Origin of the sequence: Mesorhizobium sp. M2A.F.Ca.ET.042.01.1.1, assembly GCF_003997405.1 — a bacterium.
Lineage (GTDB): Bacteria > Pseudomonadota > Alphaproteobacteria > Rhizobiales > Rhizobiaceae > Mesorhizobium.
Genome location: NZ_RZRX01000119.1, coordinates 1 through 18,795, shown reverse-complemented (window position 1 = coordinate 18,795; position 18,795 = coordinate 1). Strand labels below are relative to the sequence as shown.

Genomic DNA, 18,795 nt, shown 5'->3' with positions numbered 1-18,795 from the left:
GTGCTGAAACTGGCGCCGGAGCTCCTGCTCGGCACCGGCCTGTTCGACCGCGTCCATCTGTCCGACCGCGTCGCCTATCTCACCGCCTTGGCCGACATGCGCGAGGGGGCGCCGAAGCGCCGGCTTGAGCTGCGCATCCGCCTGCCGCGCGAGGGTTCGAGCGCTGCCGATAATTTCCGTCCGTTCAGTCTCGACTTGCTGCGCGGCGAAGCCGAACGCGACGTCTTCATGCTGGTGCTGCGCGAGAACGACGATGTCGCGGAGCTGCGCGAGGAGCTTGCGGAAGCCAGGGAGGCCGCCGCGGCCGCCGAAGTGGCCAAGGGCCGCTTCCTGGCGGTGGTCAGCCACGAGCTGCGCACGCCGCTCAACGCCATCATCGGCTTTTCCGACATGCTGCTGCATGAGATGTTCGGCGCCTTCAAGGACCCGCGCCAGAAGGAATATGTCGGCCTGGTCAGGGAGTCCGGCCAGCATCTTCTGTCCGTCGTCACCTCGATCCTCGACGTCTCGCGCATCGAAGCGGGCGCCTATGCGACCGAGCTGGAGACGTTCCGTTTCGTCGAGGCCGTCGACATGTGCCGCTCGATGATGCGGCCGCTGGCCGACGCCAAGGGCATCGTTCTTGCCACCCAGATCGCGCCGGATGCCGGCGAGATCAATGCCGACCGTCGCGCGGTTCAGCAGATCCTGATCAATCTCGCTTCGAACGCCGTGAAGTTCACGCCCGATGGCGGCTCAGTGGTGATCGGCGCCAAGCGCGTCGGCTCGCGCCTGCACTTCTGGGTGAGCGACACCGGCATCGGCATCGCCGAGGAGGATATGGCCAATCTAGGCAAGCCTTTCATGCAGATCCAGAACGACTACACGCGCCGCTTCGAGGGCACCGGGCTCGGCCTGTCGCTGGTCAAGGGCCTGGTGGCGCTGCACGAGGGCACGATGTCGATCGAGAGCGCGCCGGGCGAAGGCACCACGGTGACGATCGGCCTGCCGGTGAGCGGGCCGAAGCGGCATTCCGGTGCGCAACCCGGTGTGCTGGCCATGCCGGCGGCGAAGCCGAAGGGGGATAGAGATGGGGAGGGGAATGGCTCGCTCCGCAAAACGGCCTAAGGTGATCGAACCCGAGCGCGGCGTCCTTGCCGAAGGCGCGGCCGCGGTCGGCCAGCTGATCGCAAGCAACCCGGTCCTGGTCGGCGGTTCGACCGCCTTCCTGGTGACGCTGTTCTATGTCTCGGCCAATGCGCTCTGGTATCAGCCTTTTCCGCACACCGGCGCCTTCTTTGCCACCCGCAGCATCGAGAATTTCCCGCATACCGTCTCCAACGAGCCGGAGACCACCATCAACATCGTGCGCCAGCCGCCGGCACAGCCGGTGGCCAAGCCGGATCCGATCGTCCAGCAGGTGCAGGGCATCCTGAAGGGCCTCAACTTCTATGACGGCACAGTCGATGGTCTGACCGGACCGGCGACGCGCAAGGCGATCCAGGCCTACCAGCTGAAAGTCGGGCTGCCGGGCTCGGGCGAGATAGACGGCGCGCTGCTCGACCAGCTTGGCACCCGCCAAACGACGGCGGCGATTCCCCATCCGGCGCCGCGGCCGGCTGACACGGCAGCAGGCACGCCGTCCGCCAAGCCATCGGTAATCCCCGTCTCGGCCCCGGCCGACGGAGCCACGCAATCGCCCGATGCCCGTATCGTCAAGATCCAGGCCGGCCTGAAAGCTTTCGGCAACAACGACATGCAGCTCGACGGCAAGGTCGGCGCCCGCACCAAGGCCGCGATCAAGGAATTCCAGGCGCTCTTCGGGCTACCGGAGACCGGTGAGCCGGACGAGGCGGTCTACGTCAAGATGCGCGAGATCGGCCTGACGAACTGAGTGGCGGCAACGATCGTTTCGGTTCCTTCATTCTTGCGGTAAGAACCGCGCATGACATCCGGAAACCACCCGTGCGCGTAACGACCGATCTGTGGGTCTCGGCCCTTGTACGCCGCGTCTTCGGCGCCGGCGGCTTTGCCGCGGTGGTCAAGCGCGGCGCGACCGAGGCGGGCGCGGTATTCGTGCTGTCGCGCGGGCGGATGGGGGAGGTCGCTCTTTATGGGCCGGCGCCGCAGACGAGCTACGACTCGGCCAAGCCGGATGAGCGCTTCTTCACCTTGCTCGATGCCGGCGACGATAGCGCCGCCTTCGATGCGCGGTTGGAGCGCGAGAAGAAATTCGATCCCGACATCTGGGTGGTCGAGATCGAGGCAGGGACTGTACCGGTCGAAGAGCTTCTTTCGGTAAAGGCCGACTAGGGCGTTTCACCATTCATGGCGGAATCGCGATGAGAGCAAGAGCGCTGGGCGAGAAGGTTCATCATGCCGCTTCCCCCTTCTGGACGGGAAACCGGGCAGCGAAGACTTCCTTGGCTGCAAACAGCCCGTTGAGCGCCGCAGGAAAGCCGGCATAAACCGTCATCTGGATGATGGTTTCGATAATTTCGTCCTTGGTCAGCCCGACATTGAGCCCCGCCTCGATATGGACTTTCAGTTGCGGGGTCGCGGTTCCCATCGCAGTCAGCGCCGCGATGGTCGCGATCTCACGGGCGCGCAGATCGAGGCCGGGGCGGCTGTAGATGTCGCCAAACGAGAACTCGAACACGTAGTTCGCGAAGTCGGGGGCAATGTCCGCCAGGGCGGCGATGACATTGTGGCCGGCTTCGCCATCTATTTCAGCGAGCTTCCGCTTGCCGCGTTCCAGCCGGCTTTCGCTGACGTTCGGGGATTGATGCGTCATAGTCCTTCATCCTCTTTTCAACGCCGGCATATCCGGCAATCTTGGTGTCGAGGACGAGAAGGCAGGCTTGCAGTTTGGCCAGATGCGCACGGACACGCTCGCGGTGCTGCTCGAGCAACGCGCCGCGCTCCGCTTCCGTGTCGACGCCGCGCTCCCGCAAGGCCGCGTAACGCAGCATTTCCCGAATAGGCATCCCTGTCGTTTTGAGGCGATCGAGAAATTCTATCCAGGTCAGGATTGATGCGTCGTAGTCACGTTGGCCCGATTGGTCCCTGTCGGCATGGGGAAGCAGCCCGATCCGCTCGTAGTAGCGGATGGTGTAGGCAGACAGTCCCGAACGCTTCGCCAGCTCGCCAATCTTCATCACGCTCTTCTTTCGTCACGACGCGCAGAAAGCTACGAGTTAGAGTGCGCTCTAAGTCAAGAGGCTTTGTCACTTCGTCGTGTCGCGGAAATGCTAAGTTTCGCGACGGCATCGGATCGTTGATTTTAGCTGAAAAAACAAACGCTTAAAGCGCATCCCCTGGATCCTTCCAAGCGCGAGGCGCTTGAAGCCGGTCAGGACGCCTTGAGACCGGAGCTCGCGTCGTCGCCGTTCGATGCGTCGCGTCGCTCGCCAACGATCGTGTCGGCCGCTTTGTCGCGGATGGCACGCGAAAGAGCCTCGGCCTTCCAGGCGCGCACCTTGTCCAGCGCCGCCTCGCGGTGCAGCAGCCGGTAGCGGTCGAGGAACAGCCGGATCGCCTGCGGGTGCGGGAACTCGCCGGGATAGACCGCGACCGCGATCAGGAAGGCCCTGTCCTCGCTGAGGTCGAGGGCACGCAGCGCCGCAAGCAGGGCGGTATAGCCCGACTGCCCGGTCACCGAGCGGGCAGTCGCGAAGTCGATCTCCAGCGCATCGGCCAGCGCGGTCTGGAAGAAGGCCGTGTTGCCGGTCAGCGCCGTCTCGCGCAGCCTCACATAGGCCGGCTGGCCGAGGAAGGTATTGACGTCGGCAGTGTCGCCGGCCGGCCGCATCATCGACCGCAGGCGGCGCCGCGCGTTCTCCGCCGCTTCGCCGGATGCGGCACGGTCGGCGTCCGCCTTGGCCACAGGCTCCGGTTTCGGCGTGAGCTTCGTGACCGTTTCCGGCGGCCGCGTCTTGACCAGCGTCGGTCTTTCCAGCGCGCGGATCAGGTCGGCGATCGTCGGATTGAGCTCTTTGCGGCGCGCAATGGCGCGCGCATGCGGCAGCCCATGCCGGCCGATCAGCGCGATGAGGTCGATGTCGCTCAGCGCGTTGGAGCGGGTGAGCAGGGGCGCCGCAATCTCGACCGGCTCCTCGGCCAGCCGCCGCACCAATGCGGTCGGCGCGTATTCGCATTCGGAAAGGGCAGCGGCGACATAACGGCGCGACTCGACCGAGACCTCGTCGAACAGCGGCAGCGTCAGGTCCTCGAGCTGGGCGATCTCGCGTCGTGAAGGGCGCGTCAGCGAGCAGAAGGCCGACACCGCGGCGCGGAACAGCCTTTCGGCCTTTCCCGCTTCGGTCCGGATAGCGATTTGCCTGAAATCCGAAGATGACACGGAGGATACGCCCGACACTCGACACAACTCCTGAACCGCGCAATCCGGCCGGGCCGGTTCGCAACTCCAGGAAAAACAAACATCAAATTAGCCGCGATCCGTTAGCGCTCCGTTAACCCTCTAGCCCCCTTAATCGACTTTGGAGGCGTTGCGTTGTGCTCCGGTCAAACCGAGAGGAATGCGCGAACCATGGGCATGGTCCTGTCTTTTGTGCCGCGTGCGGCACCTGTAAATCGAGCAAGTCACGACACCAATACGGCGGCGGTGATCATTTTCCCCGGCGTCCGTTATGAGTTGCACCCGCAGGACGCTGCGGCCCGGCCCGGCGACAGCGGCTCCGACAGGCCAGTCTCCCCGCCGCCCGCCAAGCCGCATCACTGAACGGGCTCGCCCTTCTCAGTCGTCCTGCAATTCGCAGCTGCTCTGCTCGAGAAAGCGCGACACGATCGGCTTCCAGCTCTCGTCCGGCACGAAGGCGCGGACGACGAAGATGCCTTCCTCTATCGGCGCCTCGACAAAGATCGCGCCTTGCAGATCTTCCGGAAGGTCGCGCCGCACATCGATCATCTGCGCCGGGGTCAGCACCACCGTATCGAGCTTCTCGCCATTGGCATTGTGGTCGTTGAAGGAATAGATGTTGTGGCCGCCGCGGTCATAGACCGAGGCCGACCAGAACGGCACGTCGCCGGGCGCCTTGATCCGCACCAAGCCGTCGGCAAGGTTGAAGCGGCAGGCGGCGGCATAAAACAGCGGATCGACCGATTTCACCACCGGCGCGCCGCCGGCTTCGGCGTCAAGCCGAGTCATCTTGTAGAGGTCGGATGCCATCGCCAGCCGCGACCAGGCATCGCGCTCGGAAAATTCCGGCACCAGGAACAGCACGACGATATGCACGATGCCGGCGCCGAGCAGGCCGAGGATGAGGGCGTGCAGCAGCCTACGCATTGCAGCCCGCCTTCAGGACGCGCGGCAGCGTCACGTCGGAGAGGCCGGTGCTCGAGGCGATCGGCGTGTCGTAGAAGGTCAGAACGAAATACATCTTGCCAGACCCGCCGGTGAGCAGCCAGTTGCCGGGGGCAGGGCGATTGCCGACCGAAATGACGACGGAATTGTCGGGCCGGCGCAGCACTTCGTAGGACTGCAGCGCCGCCTGCCTCGGCTTGCCGGTAGCGATCACTCCAAGCGACTGGTCTGCGGCATAGAGCGTCCAGAACCGGGCGGTCGGATAAACCCCTTCAATCGTGTAGGTGCATTCGCGTTTCAGCGGCTCGCCTGCGTCGTCGCGCTCGGCGACAAAGGCCAGCCCCTCGGCCCGGCCGAGCGCCAGCACGCCCTCGCGCGCCACGCGCGCCTTGGAATAGGGGTCGGCGGCTAAAGTCCCGACTTCCGGGAAGGCCGTCCATTGGCCGATGCGGATCGCTCCAACGCCATCCTGCGCGTTGAGCGCATACCAGACGCTGTAGCCGCCAAGCCCGATGGCAATGGCGAGCGAAAGCAGCGTCAGGGTGGCGTTTTTGAGCATGAGAGCCGCAAACAGAGGAGGTTGCCCGGGATATCGCGGCGCGAGGTGCCGTGGCAAGTCGGCTTCGCATGAGGGCCGCTCTAAGGTGTGTTGAGATTCAGGTCAGGCCGGCCTCACCTGAATATCGACACGCCTTAAAGCGCCGAAAGCGTTTCCGGCAGGGCAGGCGCATCGAGCACGGGCGCGGCCTGGAACGCCTTGGTCATGTCTCTCAGCGTCTGGGTGGTGCGGCTGGAAAGCACCGGCGGGCGTTCGGCTTCGGCCTGCGCCGCCGCGGCGTCGGCCTCCTTCTTCGCGGCTTCCTCCGCCTTGGCCGCGACCTCCGGGTCGACGAACGGATGGTCGAGACCGGGAATAGGCTTCAGGTCGATGTTCTGGTGCGCATAGACCATCAGGCGCTGCCAGACCATAGCCGGCAGCGAGCCGCCGGTCATCTTGTTGGTTGCGGTGAAGTCGTCATTGCCGAGCCAGACGGCCGCCGTGTAATTGCCGGTGAAGCCGACGAACCAGGCGTCGCGGTAGGATTGCGTGGTGCCGGTCTTGCCGGCGACGACGATGTTGGGGAGCTGGGCGCGCCGCGCCGTGCCGATCACCGGCACCGCCGCCAGCATGGTGTTCATGTATTTCAGCGCCTTTTCCGACAGCACGCGGTGTGGCGGCGGCGCGTCCTTGGCCCAGTCATAGACCACCTCGCCAGTGCGGGTGACGAGCTGGGTGATGCCGTGGCGCGAGCCGACAAAACCGTTCTGGGCAAAGACGCTGTAGCCGGTCGCCTGGTCCATCACCGTCATGCCGGATGTGCCCAGCACCATGGTCTTGTGCGCTTCCAGCGGCGATTCGACACCCATCGACTCGGCCATTGCCTTGATCGGACCGATGCCGAGATAATCCTTGGCGAGCCGCACCGGCACCGTGTTGATCGACTTGGCGATCGCCGTGAGCAGCGTGACATTGCCGGCCGATCCGCCGCTGTAATTGTGCGGCGACCAGTTGCCCCAGCTGATGGCGCCGCCCGAAACCACTGAGTCCGGCGTGAAGCCATGCTCCATCGCGGTGGCATAGACATAGGGCTTGAAGGATGAACCCGTTTGGCGCAACGCCTTGGTGGCGCGGTTGAACTGGCTGGCGCCGTAGTCGCGGCCGCCGACAATGGCGCGCACCGCGCCATTGGTCTCGATCACCACCACCGCGCCTTCGGTGACGTTGTATTCCTTGCCGAATTGCCGAAGATGGAACTCGACCGACTCCTCGGCCGCCTTCTGGATGTTGGCGTCGAAGGTCGTGTGGGCGACCAGCGAATGCTGGCCGGGCTTGGCGATCTTCTTGACCTCGTCGAAGGCCCAGTCGAGGAAGTAGTCCGGGCTCTTCTGCTCGCCGCGGTCGACGACGTCGGCCGGATGCAGTCTTGCCTGCAGCACCTGGCCTTCGGTCATGAAGCCGGAATCGACAAGGTTGGACAGCACCACATTGGCGCGCGCGCGCGCGGCCGGCAGGTTGATGTGCGGGGCGTATTTGGTCGGCGCCTTGAACAGGCCGGCCAGCATTGCTGCCTCGGCAAGGTTCAGATCCTTGACGCTCTTGCCGAAATAGAAATCCGCCGCCGCCTCGATGCCGAACGTGCCGCCGCCCATATAGGCGCGGTCGAGATAGAGCTGCAGGATCTCTTTCTTGGAGAGGTTCGCCTCCAGCCACAGCGACAGGAAGGCTTCCTTGATCTTGCGCTCGAGGGTGCGCTCGTTGGACAGGAACAGGTTCTTGGCGAGCTGCTGCGTGATGCTGGAGCCGCCCTGGACCACCGAATTGGCGCGCACGTTCTCGAAGATTGCGCGCGACAGGCCCAGCACATCGATGCCGTAATGGTCGAAGAAACGCCGGTCCTCCGTCGCCAGCACCGCCTTGATGACGATGTCCGGCATCTCGTCGACCGGCACGGAATCGCGCTGGATGATGCCGCGCTGGCCGATTTCGTTGCCGTAGCGGTCGAGGAAGGTGACGGCGAAGTCGCCCTGGTTGCGCCAGTCGCCGGTGGTGATGTCGAAGGCGGGCATGGCAAGCGCGAGCAGCACCACGAAGCCGCCGGCGCCCATGGTGAAACCCTCGCTCAGCACCTCGATGATGGCGCGGCGCCAGCCATGCACACGGAAGCGGCGGGAAAAGATGGTCGCCGCTTCCCAGAATTCGCGCGCCTTGAAGCCGATCTCGTAGAGCGAGCTATCGAGCCAGGCATCCACGGCGAGCAGCGCCGAAGCGATCCGGCCTCTTCTCCTGCGTGGTTTAGAGGGATTGTCCATTCCAGAATTCCACCCCGGCACTTCCGCCCGAAACAGCCGTGGCAGTTCCGGGGCGCCCTCCCTGCCCAGACTAATCGACCATTTTAGCACCACTCACAAGGGCAGCGAAGCCACACCCAGGCTTTGTTGAACGCCATGGTTGATTGTGCCCCGAGCAATTCCAGGAAAAGTGAGCACTTCCTGGAAAAGTGTGTGGCGGTTTTCCGTCCGGAATTGCGCAAACAGATACTGCGATGTCACCGCGACGCGATGAAGCGCATAAAATGCGTCACATCCGCCTCGCTCGGCTCCAGTCCGGTGAAGGAGCGCAGATAGGCGGCGAGATGGCTGACGCGCGCCTCGACAGGTTCCTTGATGTCGAGCACGTAATAGCCGATCTGCATGTAGTAGAGGACGCGGGCGCGGATGAAGGCGTCCTCGCTCTCATAGCCGTGCCGGCGGTACATGTCGCGTATGGCCAGCAGTCGCTCCTCGTCGGCCTTGTCGATCATGCGCCGCACGTCGTCCGAGCGCCTTGCCCATTCGCGGACGGCGAAATCCAGCCTGGGATCGAACAGTCGCTCGTCGGCCCAGCATTCGAAGACGTTCATCACACCCATGATGATGCTGTCGGCCGGCCGGCGCGCCCGCTCGACGATCGCCGTGGTGTTGGTCTCGTGCCAATGCCTGAGCAACTGGTCGAGCAGGTCCTGCCGGCTTTCGAAATACCAGTAGAAGCTTGATCGCGAAACGCCGAGCTTCTGTCCCAGCGTCAGCACGCGCACGCTCTCGATGCCGTCGGAAATCAGCGTCTGCAGCGCGAGGTTGATCCAGTCCGCGCGGGTCACCTTGATGTTGCCGGGCGCCGGCTCGTCCTGGGGAGCGGTCATGGTCATGAGCCAACAAGTGGCACGGCGCGGAGCAGCGCGCAAGCTCTGGACAGAAGTGTCTAGACACATGTGTACGGGGCGTATATCTTGAGAGCCTCCAACGAGAGGGGAGAGGCTCGTGAAGTCGCATTACCGGGCAGTGGTCATCGGCGGAGGCGTGGTCGGCGCCTCGGTGCTCTATCACTTGACGCGCTTTGGCTGGAGCGATGTGGCGCTGATCGAGCGCGCCGAGCTGACGGCCGGCTCGACCTGGCATGCGGCGGCCGGCTTCCACGCGCTCAACGCCGATCCCAATGTCGCGGCGCTGCAGGATTACACGATCAAGCTCTATCGCGAGATCGAGGCCGAGTCCGGCCAGAATGCCGGGCTGCACATGACCGGCGGCGTCAACATGGCGAGCGACCCGCAGCGCTGGGAATGGCTGAAATCGGCCTGGGCGGTGTTCCAGTCGGTCGGCATCGAGACGGCGCGGCTGGTGACGCCCGAGGAAATCAAGGAGATCTGCCCGATCGTCGATGTCAGCGGCGTGCTGGGCGGCCTCCATGATTCCAATGAGGGCCATCTCGATCCTTATGGCACCACGCACGCCTACGCGGGCGCCGCCAGGAAGCGCGGCGCCGACGTCATCCTGCGCAACCGCGTCGTCGAGCTGAAGCAGCGCGCCGACGGCGGCTGGGACGTCGTCACCGAGAAGGGCACCATCGTCGCCGAGCATGTCGTCAACGCCGGCGGTCTCTGGGCCAAGCAGGTCGGGCTGATGGCCGGCGTCGACCTGCCGGTGACGCCGATGGAGCATCATTATTTCGTCACCGAGGACATTCCCGAGGTCGCGGCGCTGGACAAGGAACTCGGCCTTGCCGTCGATCTCGATGGCTTCTCCTATCTGCGCCAGGAGCGAAAGGGCGTGCTGCTCGGCGTCTATGAGCAGAACCCGAAACACTGGAACATGGACGGCGCGCCCTGGGATTACGGCATCGAGCTGATCCCGGAGGATATCGATCGCATCAGCCCTGAGCTTGCCAAGGCCTATGAGCGCTTTCCCTGCCTGGCTACGGCCGGTATCCGCAAATGGGTCAACGGCGCCTTCACCTTCACGCCAGACGGCAATCCGCTGGTCGGTCCGGTACGGGGCTTGACGAATTATTGGGTCGCCTGCGGCGTCATGGCCGGCTTCAGCCAAGGCGGCGGCGTCGGCAAGTCGCTGGCCGAGTGGATGATTTACGGTGAGCCGGAAGCCGATATCTTCGGCATGGACATCGCCCGCTACGGCGCCTTCGCCGCCAACCGCGAGTATCTCAGGCAGACGACGGGTCAGTTCTATGCCCGCCGCTTCGTCATGACCTTCCCCAATGAGCGCCTGCCGGCGGGCCGGCCGCTGAAGCGCCCCGGCGCCTATGACGGCATGAGCGCCGCCGGCGCCGAATGGACGGCGTCCTGGGGTCTGGAGATACCGGCCTATTTCGCGCCGATGGGCTTCCGTGAGGAGACGACGCTGAAGCGCTCCAACGCCTTCGACATCGTCGGCGATGAGGTGCTGCAGGTGCGCCGCGCCGCTGGCCTCGTCGATACGACGGCCTTCTCGCGCTATGCCGTGTCCGGCCCGGGCGCCGAGGCCTGGCTCGACAAGTTGCTTGCTTGCCGGCTGCCGAAGCCGGGCCTCGCCAAGCTTGCGCCGATGCTTGGGCCCAATGGCCGGCTGAAGGGCGACCTCACCGTGCTCAACTGGGGCGGCGGCGAATACTGGATCATGGGCTCCTACTATTTGCGCGAATTCCATATGCGCTGGTTCGAGGCGCACATTGCAGAAGGCGTTTCCGTCACCGACATCTCGGATGCCACATCCGGCTTCCTCATCACCGGACCGAATGCACGAAAGATCCTCGAATGCACCACGCATCAGGACATCTCCGCCAAAACCCTGCCGTTCATGGCTTGCGGCGAGTTCGATATCGGCATGGTCCGGGCACGCATCGCCAGGCTCTCAATCGCCGGCGAGCTCGGCTTCGAGATCAACTGCCCGGCCACCCTGCATGCGACGCTGCGCGAAACACTGCTTGCCGCCGGCCAAGACCTCGGTCTTGCCGAGATCGGCTATTACGCGCTGAATTCGCTCAGGCTGGAAAAGAGTTTCGGCATCTGGTCGCGCGAATTCACGCAAGGCTACACGCCCGGCCAGACCGGGCTCGACCGCTTCATCGCTTTCGACAAGGGCGATTTCATCGGGCGCGAAGCGGTGCTCAAGGAGCGCGAGGCGGGTGCCTCGCAGCGCATCGTGACGCTGGAGGTCGACGCTGTCGACGCCGATGCCAGCGGCTTTGAGCCGGTCTGGTCCAAGAGCCGGCGCGTCGGCTTCGTCACCTCCGGCGGCTACGGCTATACCCTCGGCAAGAGCGTCGCCCTGGCGTTGCTCGATGACGGTTTCGCCGGGGAGGGGACCGAGCTTTCCGTACACATTGTCGGGGTCGAACGGCCGGCGTGTGTCATTGCCGCCTCGCCCTACGACCCTGAAGGCAAGGCGATGCGGCAATGAGGAGGAACCGCCATGATCGATGAGGCCGCACGTGATCTCAGACGCGAGCGCCGGCGGGGACGCACCGGCGAGGCGGGCAGCGAATCCAGTCGCCATCCCAACTACCGCTCCCTGAGGAACCCGTTCCTGCCGCAGCCGATCTTTTCCGAAGACCAGGTCGCCGCCATCCACGCTACCGCGCTGCGCGTGCTGGAGGAGCTCGGCATCAAGGTGCTGTTGCCCGAGGCCCGCGCCGTCTACGCCAAGGCCGGCGCCTTGGTCGACGAAGACAGCCAGATGGTCAGGATCGGCCGCGACATGGTCGAGGCAGCACTTGCCTCGGCGCCGCGCTCCATTCCGGCACTTGGCGGCGACCGCTCGCGCGACCTGACGCTTGAGCTCGGCTCGATGGCCTTCCTGGCGGGCTCCGGCGCCCCCAACGTCACCGATCTCGAGCGCGGCCGCCGGCCGGGCACGCTCGCCGCATTCGAGGAATTCATCAAGCTGATCCAGCATTTCGACGTGCTGCACATGCTTGGACCCTGCGTCGAGCCGCAGGACATCGACAACCGCTTCCGTCACTATGCCGTCAACCGGGCGCAATTGACGCTGTCGGACAAGTTCCCCTTCATCTTCGCGCGCGGCACGCCGCAGGTCGAGGACGGGTTCGAGATGATCCGCCTGGCGCGCGGTCTCTCCGAGGACCAGTTCCGCGCCGGCGCCCATTGCTACACCGTCATCAACACCAACTCGCCGCGTCAGCTGGATATCCCGATGGCGCAAGGCATCATCGACTTCGCCAGGGCCGGCCAGGTCCTGATCATCACGCCCTTCTGCCTGGCGGGCGCCATGGCGCCGATCACGGTTGCCGGCGCGCTGACCTTGCAGCATGCCGAGGCGCTGGCTGGGTTGACGCTTGCCCAGATCGTGCGCCCCGGCGCGCCGGTGGTCTATGGCTCCTTCTCCTCCAATGTCGACATGAAGTCCGGCGCGCCGGCCTTCGGCACGCCGGAACATATCAAGGCGACGCTTGGGGCGGGACAGCTCGCCCGCTACACTGGGTTGCCGTGGCGCTCCGGCGGCGGCAGCGCCGCCAATATTGCCGACGCGCAGGCCGCACACGAGACGCAGTTCGCGCTGTGGGGCTCGGTGCTGGCTGGCGCCACCGTCTGCATCCACGCCGCCGGCTGGCTGGAAGGCGGCCTCAGCGTTTCCCTGGAAAAGCTGATCACCGACGTCGAGGCGCTGCAGACGGTCGCGGAGCTTTGCGCCACTACGCCCGGCGACGCCGATGCCATCGGCTTCGAGGCCATCGCCGAGGTGCAGCCGGGCGGCCACTTCTTCTCCGCCGCCCATACCATGTCGCGCTACCGCACCGCCTTCTACGAGCCGCTGGTGGCCGACTGGTCGAATTTCGGCAACTGGACGCAATCCGGTTCGAAGACGGCGACCGAGCGCGCCACCGGTATCTGGAAGCGGATTCTTTCCGACTTCCAGCCGCCGGCCTCCGCTGCCGCCACCGCTGGCGTGCTCGACGAGTTCATTGCCGGGCGCACCGAGGAGGGTGGCGCCGCACCGGTCTCGTGATTTGACGAAAACGTAATAAATTCGAGACCTTCGCCATTCACGTTATAGTCAAAACGATTCGCGATCTGGCATCGGATCGCGAGCGCGGCTACGTTGCCGGGCAGCGTGAGGAGATATGTATTGGCGATGGACGGTAGATGACGGCGCCTGGCGATCTGATGCAGGCCTTGTTCCTGAGGCTGAAGACCGATGCGTCGCTGTCGGCGCTGCTTGGCGGCGCCGGCCTCCTCGAGCAGGCAAGCGACAAGGCCGCCTTTCCGAACGTGACTTACGGCCGCACCAGCGCCTTCGACCTCGAGACCGGCGCCGACAACGACAGCGACCAGTTGGTCACCTTGCATATCTGGTCGAAAGCCCAGGGCGAGGCCGAGACACGCCTCATCATGGACAGCATCAGGGCGCGGCTCGACGGCGCGGCATTTTCGATCGGTTCGCGCGGCCAGACGCGCCTGTCGCTGGAATTCGCCGAGGCTCGCTATGACGAGGATCTGGCCGTCCACCATGGATTGCTGCGCTTCCGCGCGCTGACGCAGGAAGCCGCCTGAGAGGCGGGCGCCGATGCGTGTCGCCCAGGAGTAAAGCGGTGGCTCCAGAATATTCATCAAAACAACCGCTTAAGCGCGCCGTTTGAATCGGTTTCGCGCGAAGTGCCTTGGCCTACAGCTGCGCTTGGATGGCAGCCTTGTCGATGACCGACCAGACTTCGCGGATCCGCCCATCATGGAACTCGTAAAAGACGTTCTCGGCGAAGGAAACGCGCTTGCCGTGGACGGGCAGGCCGAACAGCACGCCCTTGGGCCGGCAGTCGAAATGCAGGCGCGCCGCCACGCGCGGCGGCTCCGAGACCAGAAGCTCGATGTTGAAGCGCAGGTCGGGAATAGCCTCGAAATCGCCCTCCAGCATGCGGCGGTAACCCGAAAGCCCGATCGTCTCGCCATTATACTGCACCTCCTCGCCGACGAAGCGGCCGAGATTGTCCCAATCCTGCTCGTTCAGGCAGGCGATGTAGCCCCGATAGAGACCGGCAATATCCTCTCGCGTCATCGCATCCTCCATGGCCGTCCGGCGTTTCTACAATAGCTAGCGCAGTGCGCGGTGAAGGCAGGTCAAAAAGCGTAGCGGATCAAGTGCTTTTCCGGCTATGAATTGAGCCTTGGCGCCGCCACGCGCGCAGGGGGAATGGCGGGCATGATTTTCGATCGTTCACCGTTCATTTCACGTTCAGCCCATATGCGTTAGAACCGTGATCATGAAAAACCTTGGCTCACATCTCCGCAAAGCAGTGCTGGCGCTTGCCGCGGCCGGGCTTCTTGCGTCGCAGGCGATCGCCCTGCCGGTCATCGAGCCGTCGGCCGATCAGCCGGTGGTGCTCGCCGCCGGCGATTGCTACGCGATCGGCCAGCAGGTCGCCGCGCAGAACGGCGGCACGCTCGCCAAGGCGTCGCAGGCGACGCGGGGCGGCCAGCAGGTCTGCGTCATCGTCGTGCTCGTCCCCGGCAAGGACGGACAGCGTCCGCGCCGCTCGGAAATCGTCGTCCCGATGAGCTGACCCCTCTCGTTTCCCCGGCCAGCGGAATCGGCCTATACGTCTATCCAGCAACAGGCTTCAACCCATGCGCGTGCTCGTCGTCGAGGATGACAAGGATCTCAACCGGCAACTGGCCGATGCGCTGGTCGATGCCGGCTATGTCGTCGACCGCGCCTATGACGGCGAGGAGGGCCATTTCCTCGGCGACACCGAGCCTTACGATGCCGTGGTCCTCGACATCGGCCTGCCGCAGATGGATGGCATCAGCGTCGTCGAGCGCTGGCGCCGCGGCGGCCGCAAGATGCCGGTGCTTATCCTCACCGCCCGCGACCGCTGGAGCGACAAGGTGGCCGGCATCGACGCCGGTGCCGACGATTATGTCACCAAGCCCTTCCATATCGAGGAGGTGCTGGCCCGAGTGCGGGCCCTGATCCGCCGAGCGGCCGGCCATGCTTCGTCCGAGCTCACCTGCGGGCCGCTGCGCCTCGACACCAAGGCATCCAAGGCCGATGTCAATGGCATGCCGCTGAAGCTCACCTCGCACGAGTTCCGGCTGCTCGCCTATCTGATGCACCATATGGGCGAGGTGGTGTCGCGCACCGAACTGGTCGAGCATCTCTACGACCAGGATTTCGACCGCGATTCCAACACCATCGAGGTGTTTGTCGGCAGGCTTCGCAAGAAGATGGGCATCGACATGATCGAAACCGTGCGTGGCATGGGCTATCGCATGCGAGAGCCGGAGGCGTGACGCGGAACCGCTGAAGCCAGCGATGGGAAGGTGGATTTCAAGGCTGCGGCTCTGGCCGCGCTCGCTGACCTTCCGCGTCATCGCTTTCTCGACCATCTGGGCGATCCTGACGCTGGTCGTCATCTTCACCCTCATCACAACGCTTTACCGCCAGGCCAGCGAGCGCGGTTTCGACAGCCTGCTTTCGGCGCATCTGTTCAACCTGATCGGCTCCGTCGGCATTTCCGACAACGGCGCGCTAACCGGGGCGCCCGACCTTGGCGATCTGCGCTTTTCCGAGCCGAATTCCGGCTGGTACTGGTCGGTGGAGCCTGCCTCCGAAGGCGTGCATGGCGAAATCCATTCGTCCTCGATGACGACCTCGCTCCTGTCGCCAAGCGTCGCGGAGGTCCCGTTCAATGCGAACTTCCAGCGCAGCTACTCGATGGAGGGCATCAAGGGCGAGCAGCTCGAAGTGTTCGAGAGCGAGTTCGTGCTGGACGCCAAGAACCGCGCCGCCCGCTTCCGCGTCATGGGCAACCACAGTGAGCTCGAGCAGGAGATCGCGAGCTTCCAGCGCCGCCTGCTCACCTATCTGTCGCTGTTCGGGGTCGGCATGATCGCCATCAACGCCATCGCCATCCTCTTGGGCCTCCAGCCCTTGCGCCGGGTCCGCAATGCGCTCGCCATGGTGCGCGAAGGCACGGCCCAGCGCCTCGACGGCAGCTTCCCGGCCGAGATCGAGCCGCTGGCCAGCGAGACCAATGCGCTGATCGAAAACAACCGGCGCATCGTCGAGCGCTCGCGCACCCAGGTCGGCAACCTAGCCCATTCGCTGAAGACGCCTCTGGCCGTGCTGCTCAATGAGGGCCGCGCGCTCGGCGGCGCCAAGGGCCAGCTGATCGCCGACCAGGCGGCTTCCATGCAAAAGCAGGTCGATCATTACCTGCAGCGCGCCCGCGTCGCCGCGCAGCGCGACAGCGTCGTCTTCCGCACGCCGGTTTCGCCGCTGGTTGAGCGCATGGTGCGCGTTCTGCGCAAGCTCAATCCGCAAACGCGGCTGGCGCTGTCCCTGCCGCCGGCCGAGATCGTCTTTGCGGGCGAGCGCGAGGATCTCGAGGAACTGCTCGGCAATCTGCTCGACAATGCGATGAAATGGGCAAAGAGCGCTGTTGCCGTGACGATCGCCACTATTTCGGGAAGCGGCAACCTGTTTGAAATCGTCATAGAGGATGACGGTCCGGGCATTCCCGAAGACAGCGCGCGAGAGGTGTTGAAGCGTGGCAAGAGACTGGACGAGACGAAGCCGGGAACGGGGCTTGGCCTTGCCATTGTCGCCGACCTCGTCAACGAGTATGGAGGCTCGCTGGCGCTGGAACGGTCGGGGATGGGCGGCTTGAGGGCGGTGGTGAGATTGCGGAGCCTTCAATGATGTTTTTTATCGATTTGCGAGCAGCGACTGACGGCCAAATTTCCGACAAATATCAACACTATGGCCAGGATGCTTCCCCGATGGCGCGGCCCCCAATCCATCTCTCTGAAGAAGTCCATTTCGCTCAAGAAGCTCATCCCGCTCAAGAGAACCGGTTGTTGGCATGAAGATCCGCGTCGCGCTCGTTTCCGCCCTGCTCGCCGTTTCCGGCTGCACGACACTCGGCAGGGGCGGTCCAACCTCTCCGGCCACGCCTGTTTCGACGCCGCCCGCCGGCGGCAAGGTGTCGACCAGCATCGTCTCGGCGATGAATGGCGGGCTTATCGGCGGATCGATCGGCTCGGGTCTGAGCGATGCCGAAAAGCGCAAGGGGTTGGAGGCGGAGTACAAGACGCTGGAGTACAACACCAGCGGCCAGAAGGTGACGTGGAAGGGCGACAACGCCTCCCATTATGGCGAGGTGGTCGCGGCCCAGCCTTATCGGGTCGGCTCCCAGGATTGCCGCCAGTACACCCACACCGTCTTCACCGGCGGCGCGGGCGTCACCGCGCGCGGCACCGCCTGCCGCAACGCCGACGGTAGCTGGACGCCGCTGACCTGATAAATCGGCCCAATTGATATACATCAAGGCCGGACAGAGCATCCGCCGTCAAAGCGTCGCAGTATGCTTATGTTGGCAGGGCAGGGCTCTGCCTTTATTGGAAGAGCCATGCTGTTCTGGGTCATAGCCGCAATCCTCACGCTGGGCGCCAGCCTGGCGGTGCTATTGCCGCTCACAGGCGGCATGAAGGGTGCATCGGCGCCTGGCGATCATGACCTCGAAGTCTATCGCGACCAGCTTTCCGAGCTGGATCGCGACGTGGCGCGCGGCCTGATACAGCCGGGCGAGGCCGAGGAGGCGCGCGCCGAGATCGGCCGCCGCATCCTGCGTCTCGGCGCGGCCGAGCGGCCGGCCTCCGCCAGTGCCTCTTCCTCCCGCGGCATCAGGTTTGTCGCCAGCCTGGCCGTGCTTGCCGTGCCGCTGCTGAGCTGGGGACTGTACGGCGTGCTCGGCTCGCCCGATCTGCCTTCGCAGCCCCTGGCCGAACGCCTCGCCAAGAATCCCGCCGATTCCTCGGTCGACGAGCTGGTCGCACGCGCCGAAGCGCACCTTGCCGCCAATCCTTCGGACGGCAAGGGCTGGGACGTGCTGGCGCCGATCTATCTTCGCCTGCAGCGCTTTCCCGACGCGATAACCGCCTACCGCAACGCCATTCGCCTCGACGGCGACAGCGCGGTGCGCCAGGCCGGTCTCGGCGAGGCGATCGCGAGCGCTGCCGGCGGCATCGTTTCGGCCGATGCGCAAAACGCCTTCGAGGCGGCTCTCAAGCTCGATCCGGCCAATGCCAAGGCGAATTTCTACTTGGGGGTAGGCCTTGCCCAGGAAGGCAGGAAGGACGAGGCTGTCGCCGCCTGGCAAAAGATGCTCGGCCAGCTTCCGCCGGATTCGCCCTGGCGCAGCGCCGTCCAGCAGGCGCTTGCCGAGGCTGGCCAGCCAGCGGTCGCGGCGAGCGGGCCGGATGCCCAGCAGATGGAAGCCGCGCAGCAGATGTCGCCGCAGGACCGGCAGGCGATGATCGAAACGATGGTCGCGGGCCTCGACGACAAATTGAAGCAGAATCCCCGTGATGAGGAAGGATGGATGCGCCTCATTCGTTCCTATGCCGTGCTCGGCAAGCCCGATCAGGCGCGCGAGGCGCTCGGCCGCGCTGTCGCCGCCTTTGGGGCCGACAGCGAGCAAGCCAAGAAGTTCACCGCCTTCGCCGCCTCCCTCGGCGTGACGGCGACGGAGTAAGAGATGACGCGCAAGCAGAAGCGATTGTCGGTGATCGTGGCGGGGTTGGCCTTCCTCGCCGCGGCCGCCGGACTCACCTTCTACGCGCTCGGCCAGAAGGCCTCCTATTTCTACATGCCGGCAGAGCTGGCAACGGCAAGCGTGCCGCCCGGAC

At 64.8% G+C, this 18,795-nt stretch carries 21 protein-coding genes; 13 read left to right on the top strand and 8 right to left on the bottom strand.

Annotated features, from left to right (window positions below):
* From EOA23_RS18905 to EOA23_RS18895, 3 genes are all read left to right on the top strand, one after another.
* Positions 1 to 1,107, top strand: a 1,107-nt coding sequence (locus EOA23_RS18905) for a HAMP domain-containing sensor histidine kinase (protein ID WP_145966440.1), incomplete at its 5' end; no start/stop codon positions are given.
* On the top strand, positions 1,082 to 1,873 hold the full coding sequence (locus EOA23_RS18900) for a peptidoglycan-binding protein (RefSeq protein WP_127305246.1): 792 nt from the start codon (positions 1,082 to 1,084) through the stop codon (positions 1,871 to 1,873). The genes EOA23_RS18905 and EOA23_RS18900, both read left to right, overlap by 26 nt.
* A gap of 71 nt (positions 1,874 to 1,944) precedes the next feature.
* On the top strand, positions 1,945 to 2,292 hold the full coding sequence (locus EOA23_RS18895; RefSeq protein ID WP_126061978.1) for a DUF1491 family protein: 348 nt from the start codon (positions 1,945 to 1,947) through the stop codon (positions 2,290 to 2,292).
* Between the two features lie 61 nt (positions 2,293 to 2,353).
* Here EOA23_RS18895 and EOA23_RS18890 read toward each other — a convergent pair whose 3' ends face one another.
* From EOA23_RS18890 to EOA23_RS18855, 7 genes are all read right to left on the bottom strand, one after another.
* Positions 2,354 to 2,773, bottom strand: coding sequence for a carboxymuconolactone decarboxylase family protein (locus EOA23_RS18890; protein WP_127305245.1), 420 nt, complete (start codon positions 2,771 to 2,773; stop codon positions 2,354 to 2,356).
* Complete coding sequence (locus tag EOA23_RS18885) at positions 2,709 to 3,137, bottom strand: MerR family transcriptional regulator (protein ID WP_127305244.1); 429 nt, start codon at positions 3,135 to 3,137, stop codon at positions 2,709 to 2,711. The genes EOA23_RS18890 and EOA23_RS18885 overlap by 65 nt, the downstream gene beginning before the upstream one ends.
* Before the next feature lie 194 nt (positions 3,138 to 3,331).
* A complete protein-coding gene (locus EOA23_RS18880) occupies positions 3,332 to 4,339 on the bottom strand; it encodes a DUF2336 domain-containing protein (protein ID WP_127305247.1) in 1,008 nt (335 codons plus the stop codon).
* Between the two features lie 396 nt (positions 4,340 to 4,735).
* The gene (locus EOA23_RS18870) at positions 4,736 to 5,284 is read right to left on the bottom strand and encodes a DUF1254 domain-containing protein (protein ID WP_127305243.1); all 549 of its coding nucleotides are present in this window, start codon (positions 5,282 to 5,284) and stop codon (positions 4,736 to 4,738) included.
* Positions 5,277 to 5,861 carry a DUF1214 domain-containing protein gene (locus EOA23_RS18865; RefSeq protein WP_127305242.1) on the bottom strand — a complete coding sequence of 195 codons (585 nt, stop codon included), beginning with the start codon at positions 5,859 to 5,861 and terminating at the stop codon, positions 5,277 to 5,279. Before EOA23_RS18865 ends, EOA23_RS18870 begins: the two co-directional genes overlap by 8 nt.
* Before the next feature lie 134 nt (positions 5,862 to 5,995).
* Complete coding sequence (locus EOA23_RS18860; RefSeq protein WP_042642014.1) at positions 5,996 to 8,152, bottom strand: penicillin-binding protein 1A; 2,157 nt, start codon at positions 8,150 to 8,152, stop codon at positions 5,996 to 5,998.
* Between the two features lie 236 nt (positions 8,153 to 8,388).
* Positions 8,389 to 9,027, bottom strand: a complete 639-nt coding sequence (locus EOA23_RS18855) for a TetR/AcrR family transcriptional regulator (RefSeq protein WP_127305241.1) — start codon at positions 9,025 to 9,027, stop codon at positions 8,389 to 8,391.
* Between the two features lie 112 nt (positions 9,028 to 9,139).
* On the opposite strand from EOA23_RS18855, the gene EOA23_RS18850 reads away from it, so the two are divergent.
* The 3 genes from EOA23_RS18850 to EOA23_RS18840 all read left to right on the top strand — a co-directional run bounded on the left by EOA23_RS18850 (position 9,140) and on the right by EOA23_RS18840 (position 13,662).
* A complete protein-coding gene (locus EOA23_RS18850; RefSeq protein WP_127305240.1) occupies positions 9,140 to 11,551 on the top strand; it encodes an FAD-dependent oxidoreductase in 2,412 nt (803 codons plus the stop codon).
* A gap of 12 nt (positions 11,552 to 11,563) precedes the next feature.
* The gene (locus EOA23_RS18845) at positions 11,564 to 13,117 is read left to right on the top strand and encodes a trimethylamine methyltransferase family protein (RefSeq protein ID WP_127305239.1); all 1,554 of its coding nucleotides are present in this window, start codon (positions 11,564 to 11,566) and stop codon (positions 13,115 to 13,117) included.
* A gap of 137 nt (positions 13,118 to 13,254) precedes the next feature.
* On the top strand, positions 13,255 to 13,662 hold the full coding sequence (locus EOA23_RS18840; RefSeq protein WP_126061968.1) for a DUF3168 domain-containing protein: 408 nt from the start codon (positions 13,255 to 13,257) through the stop codon (positions 13,660 to 13,662).
* Positions 13,663 to 13,774: 112 nt separating this feature from the next.
* On the opposite strand, the gene EOA23_RS18835 is transcribed toward EOA23_RS18840, so the two are convergent.
* On the bottom strand, positions 13,775 to 14,161 hold the full coding sequence (locus EOA23_RS18835) for an ester cyclase (protein WP_042642024.1): 387 nt from the start codon (positions 14,159 to 14,161) through the stop codon (positions 13,775 to 13,777).
* Positions 14,162 to 14,366: 205 nt separating this feature from the next.
* On the opposite strand from EOA23_RS18835, the gene EOA23_RS18830 reads away from it, so the two are divergent.
* The 7 genes from EOA23_RS18830 to EOA23_RS18805 all read left to right on the top strand — a co-directional run.
* A complete protein-coding gene (locus EOA23_RS18830) occupies positions 14,367 to 14,666 on the top strand; it encodes a hypothetical protein (protein ID WP_127305238.1) in 300 nt (99 codons plus the stop codon).
* A gap of 64 nt (positions 14,667 to 14,730) precedes the next feature.
* Positions 14,731 to 15,396 (top strand): response regulator transcription factor, encoded by a 666-nt coding sequence (locus tag EOA23_RS18825; protein WP_126061966.1) that lies wholly within the window; start codon positions 14,731 to 14,733, stop codon positions 15,394 to 15,396.
* 22 nt (positions 15,397 to 15,418) lie between these two features.
* Positions 15,419 to 16,807, top strand: coding sequence for an ATP-binding protein (locus EOA23_RS18820; RefSeq protein WP_127305237.1), 1,389 nt, complete (start codon positions 15,419 to 15,421; stop codon positions 16,805 to 16,807).
* Positions 16,804 to 16,974 carry a hypothetical protein gene (locus tag EOA23_RS35725; RefSeq protein ID WP_189341641.1) on the top strand — a complete coding sequence of 57 codons (171 nt, stop codon included), beginning with the start codon at positions 16,804 to 16,806 and terminating at the stop codon, positions 16,972 to 16,974. Before EOA23_RS18820 ends, EOA23_RS35725 begins: the two co-directional genes overlap by 4 nt.
* Positions 16,971 to 17,408 (top strand): hypothetical protein, encoded by a 438-nt coding sequence (locus EOA23_RS18815; protein WP_127305236.1) that lies wholly within the window; start codon positions 16,971 to 16,973, stop codon positions 17,406 to 17,408. The genes EOA23_RS35725 and EOA23_RS18815 overlap by 4 nt, the downstream gene beginning before the upstream one ends.
* A gap of 108 nt (positions 17,409 to 17,516) precedes the next feature.
* Positions 17,517 to 18,641, top strand: a complete 1,125-nt coding sequence (ccmI, locus tag EOA23_RS18810) for a c-type cytochrome biogenesis protein CcmI (RefSeq protein ID WP_127305235.1) — start codon at positions 17,517 to 17,519, stop codon at positions 18,639 to 18,641.
* A 3-nt stretch (positions 18,642 to 18,644) separates the two neighbouring features.
* Positions 18,645 to 18,795, top strand: a 151-nt coding sequence (locus tag EOA23_RS18805; RefSeq protein WP_189341640.1) for a cytochrome c maturation protein CcmE, incomplete at its 3' end; no start/stop codon positions are given.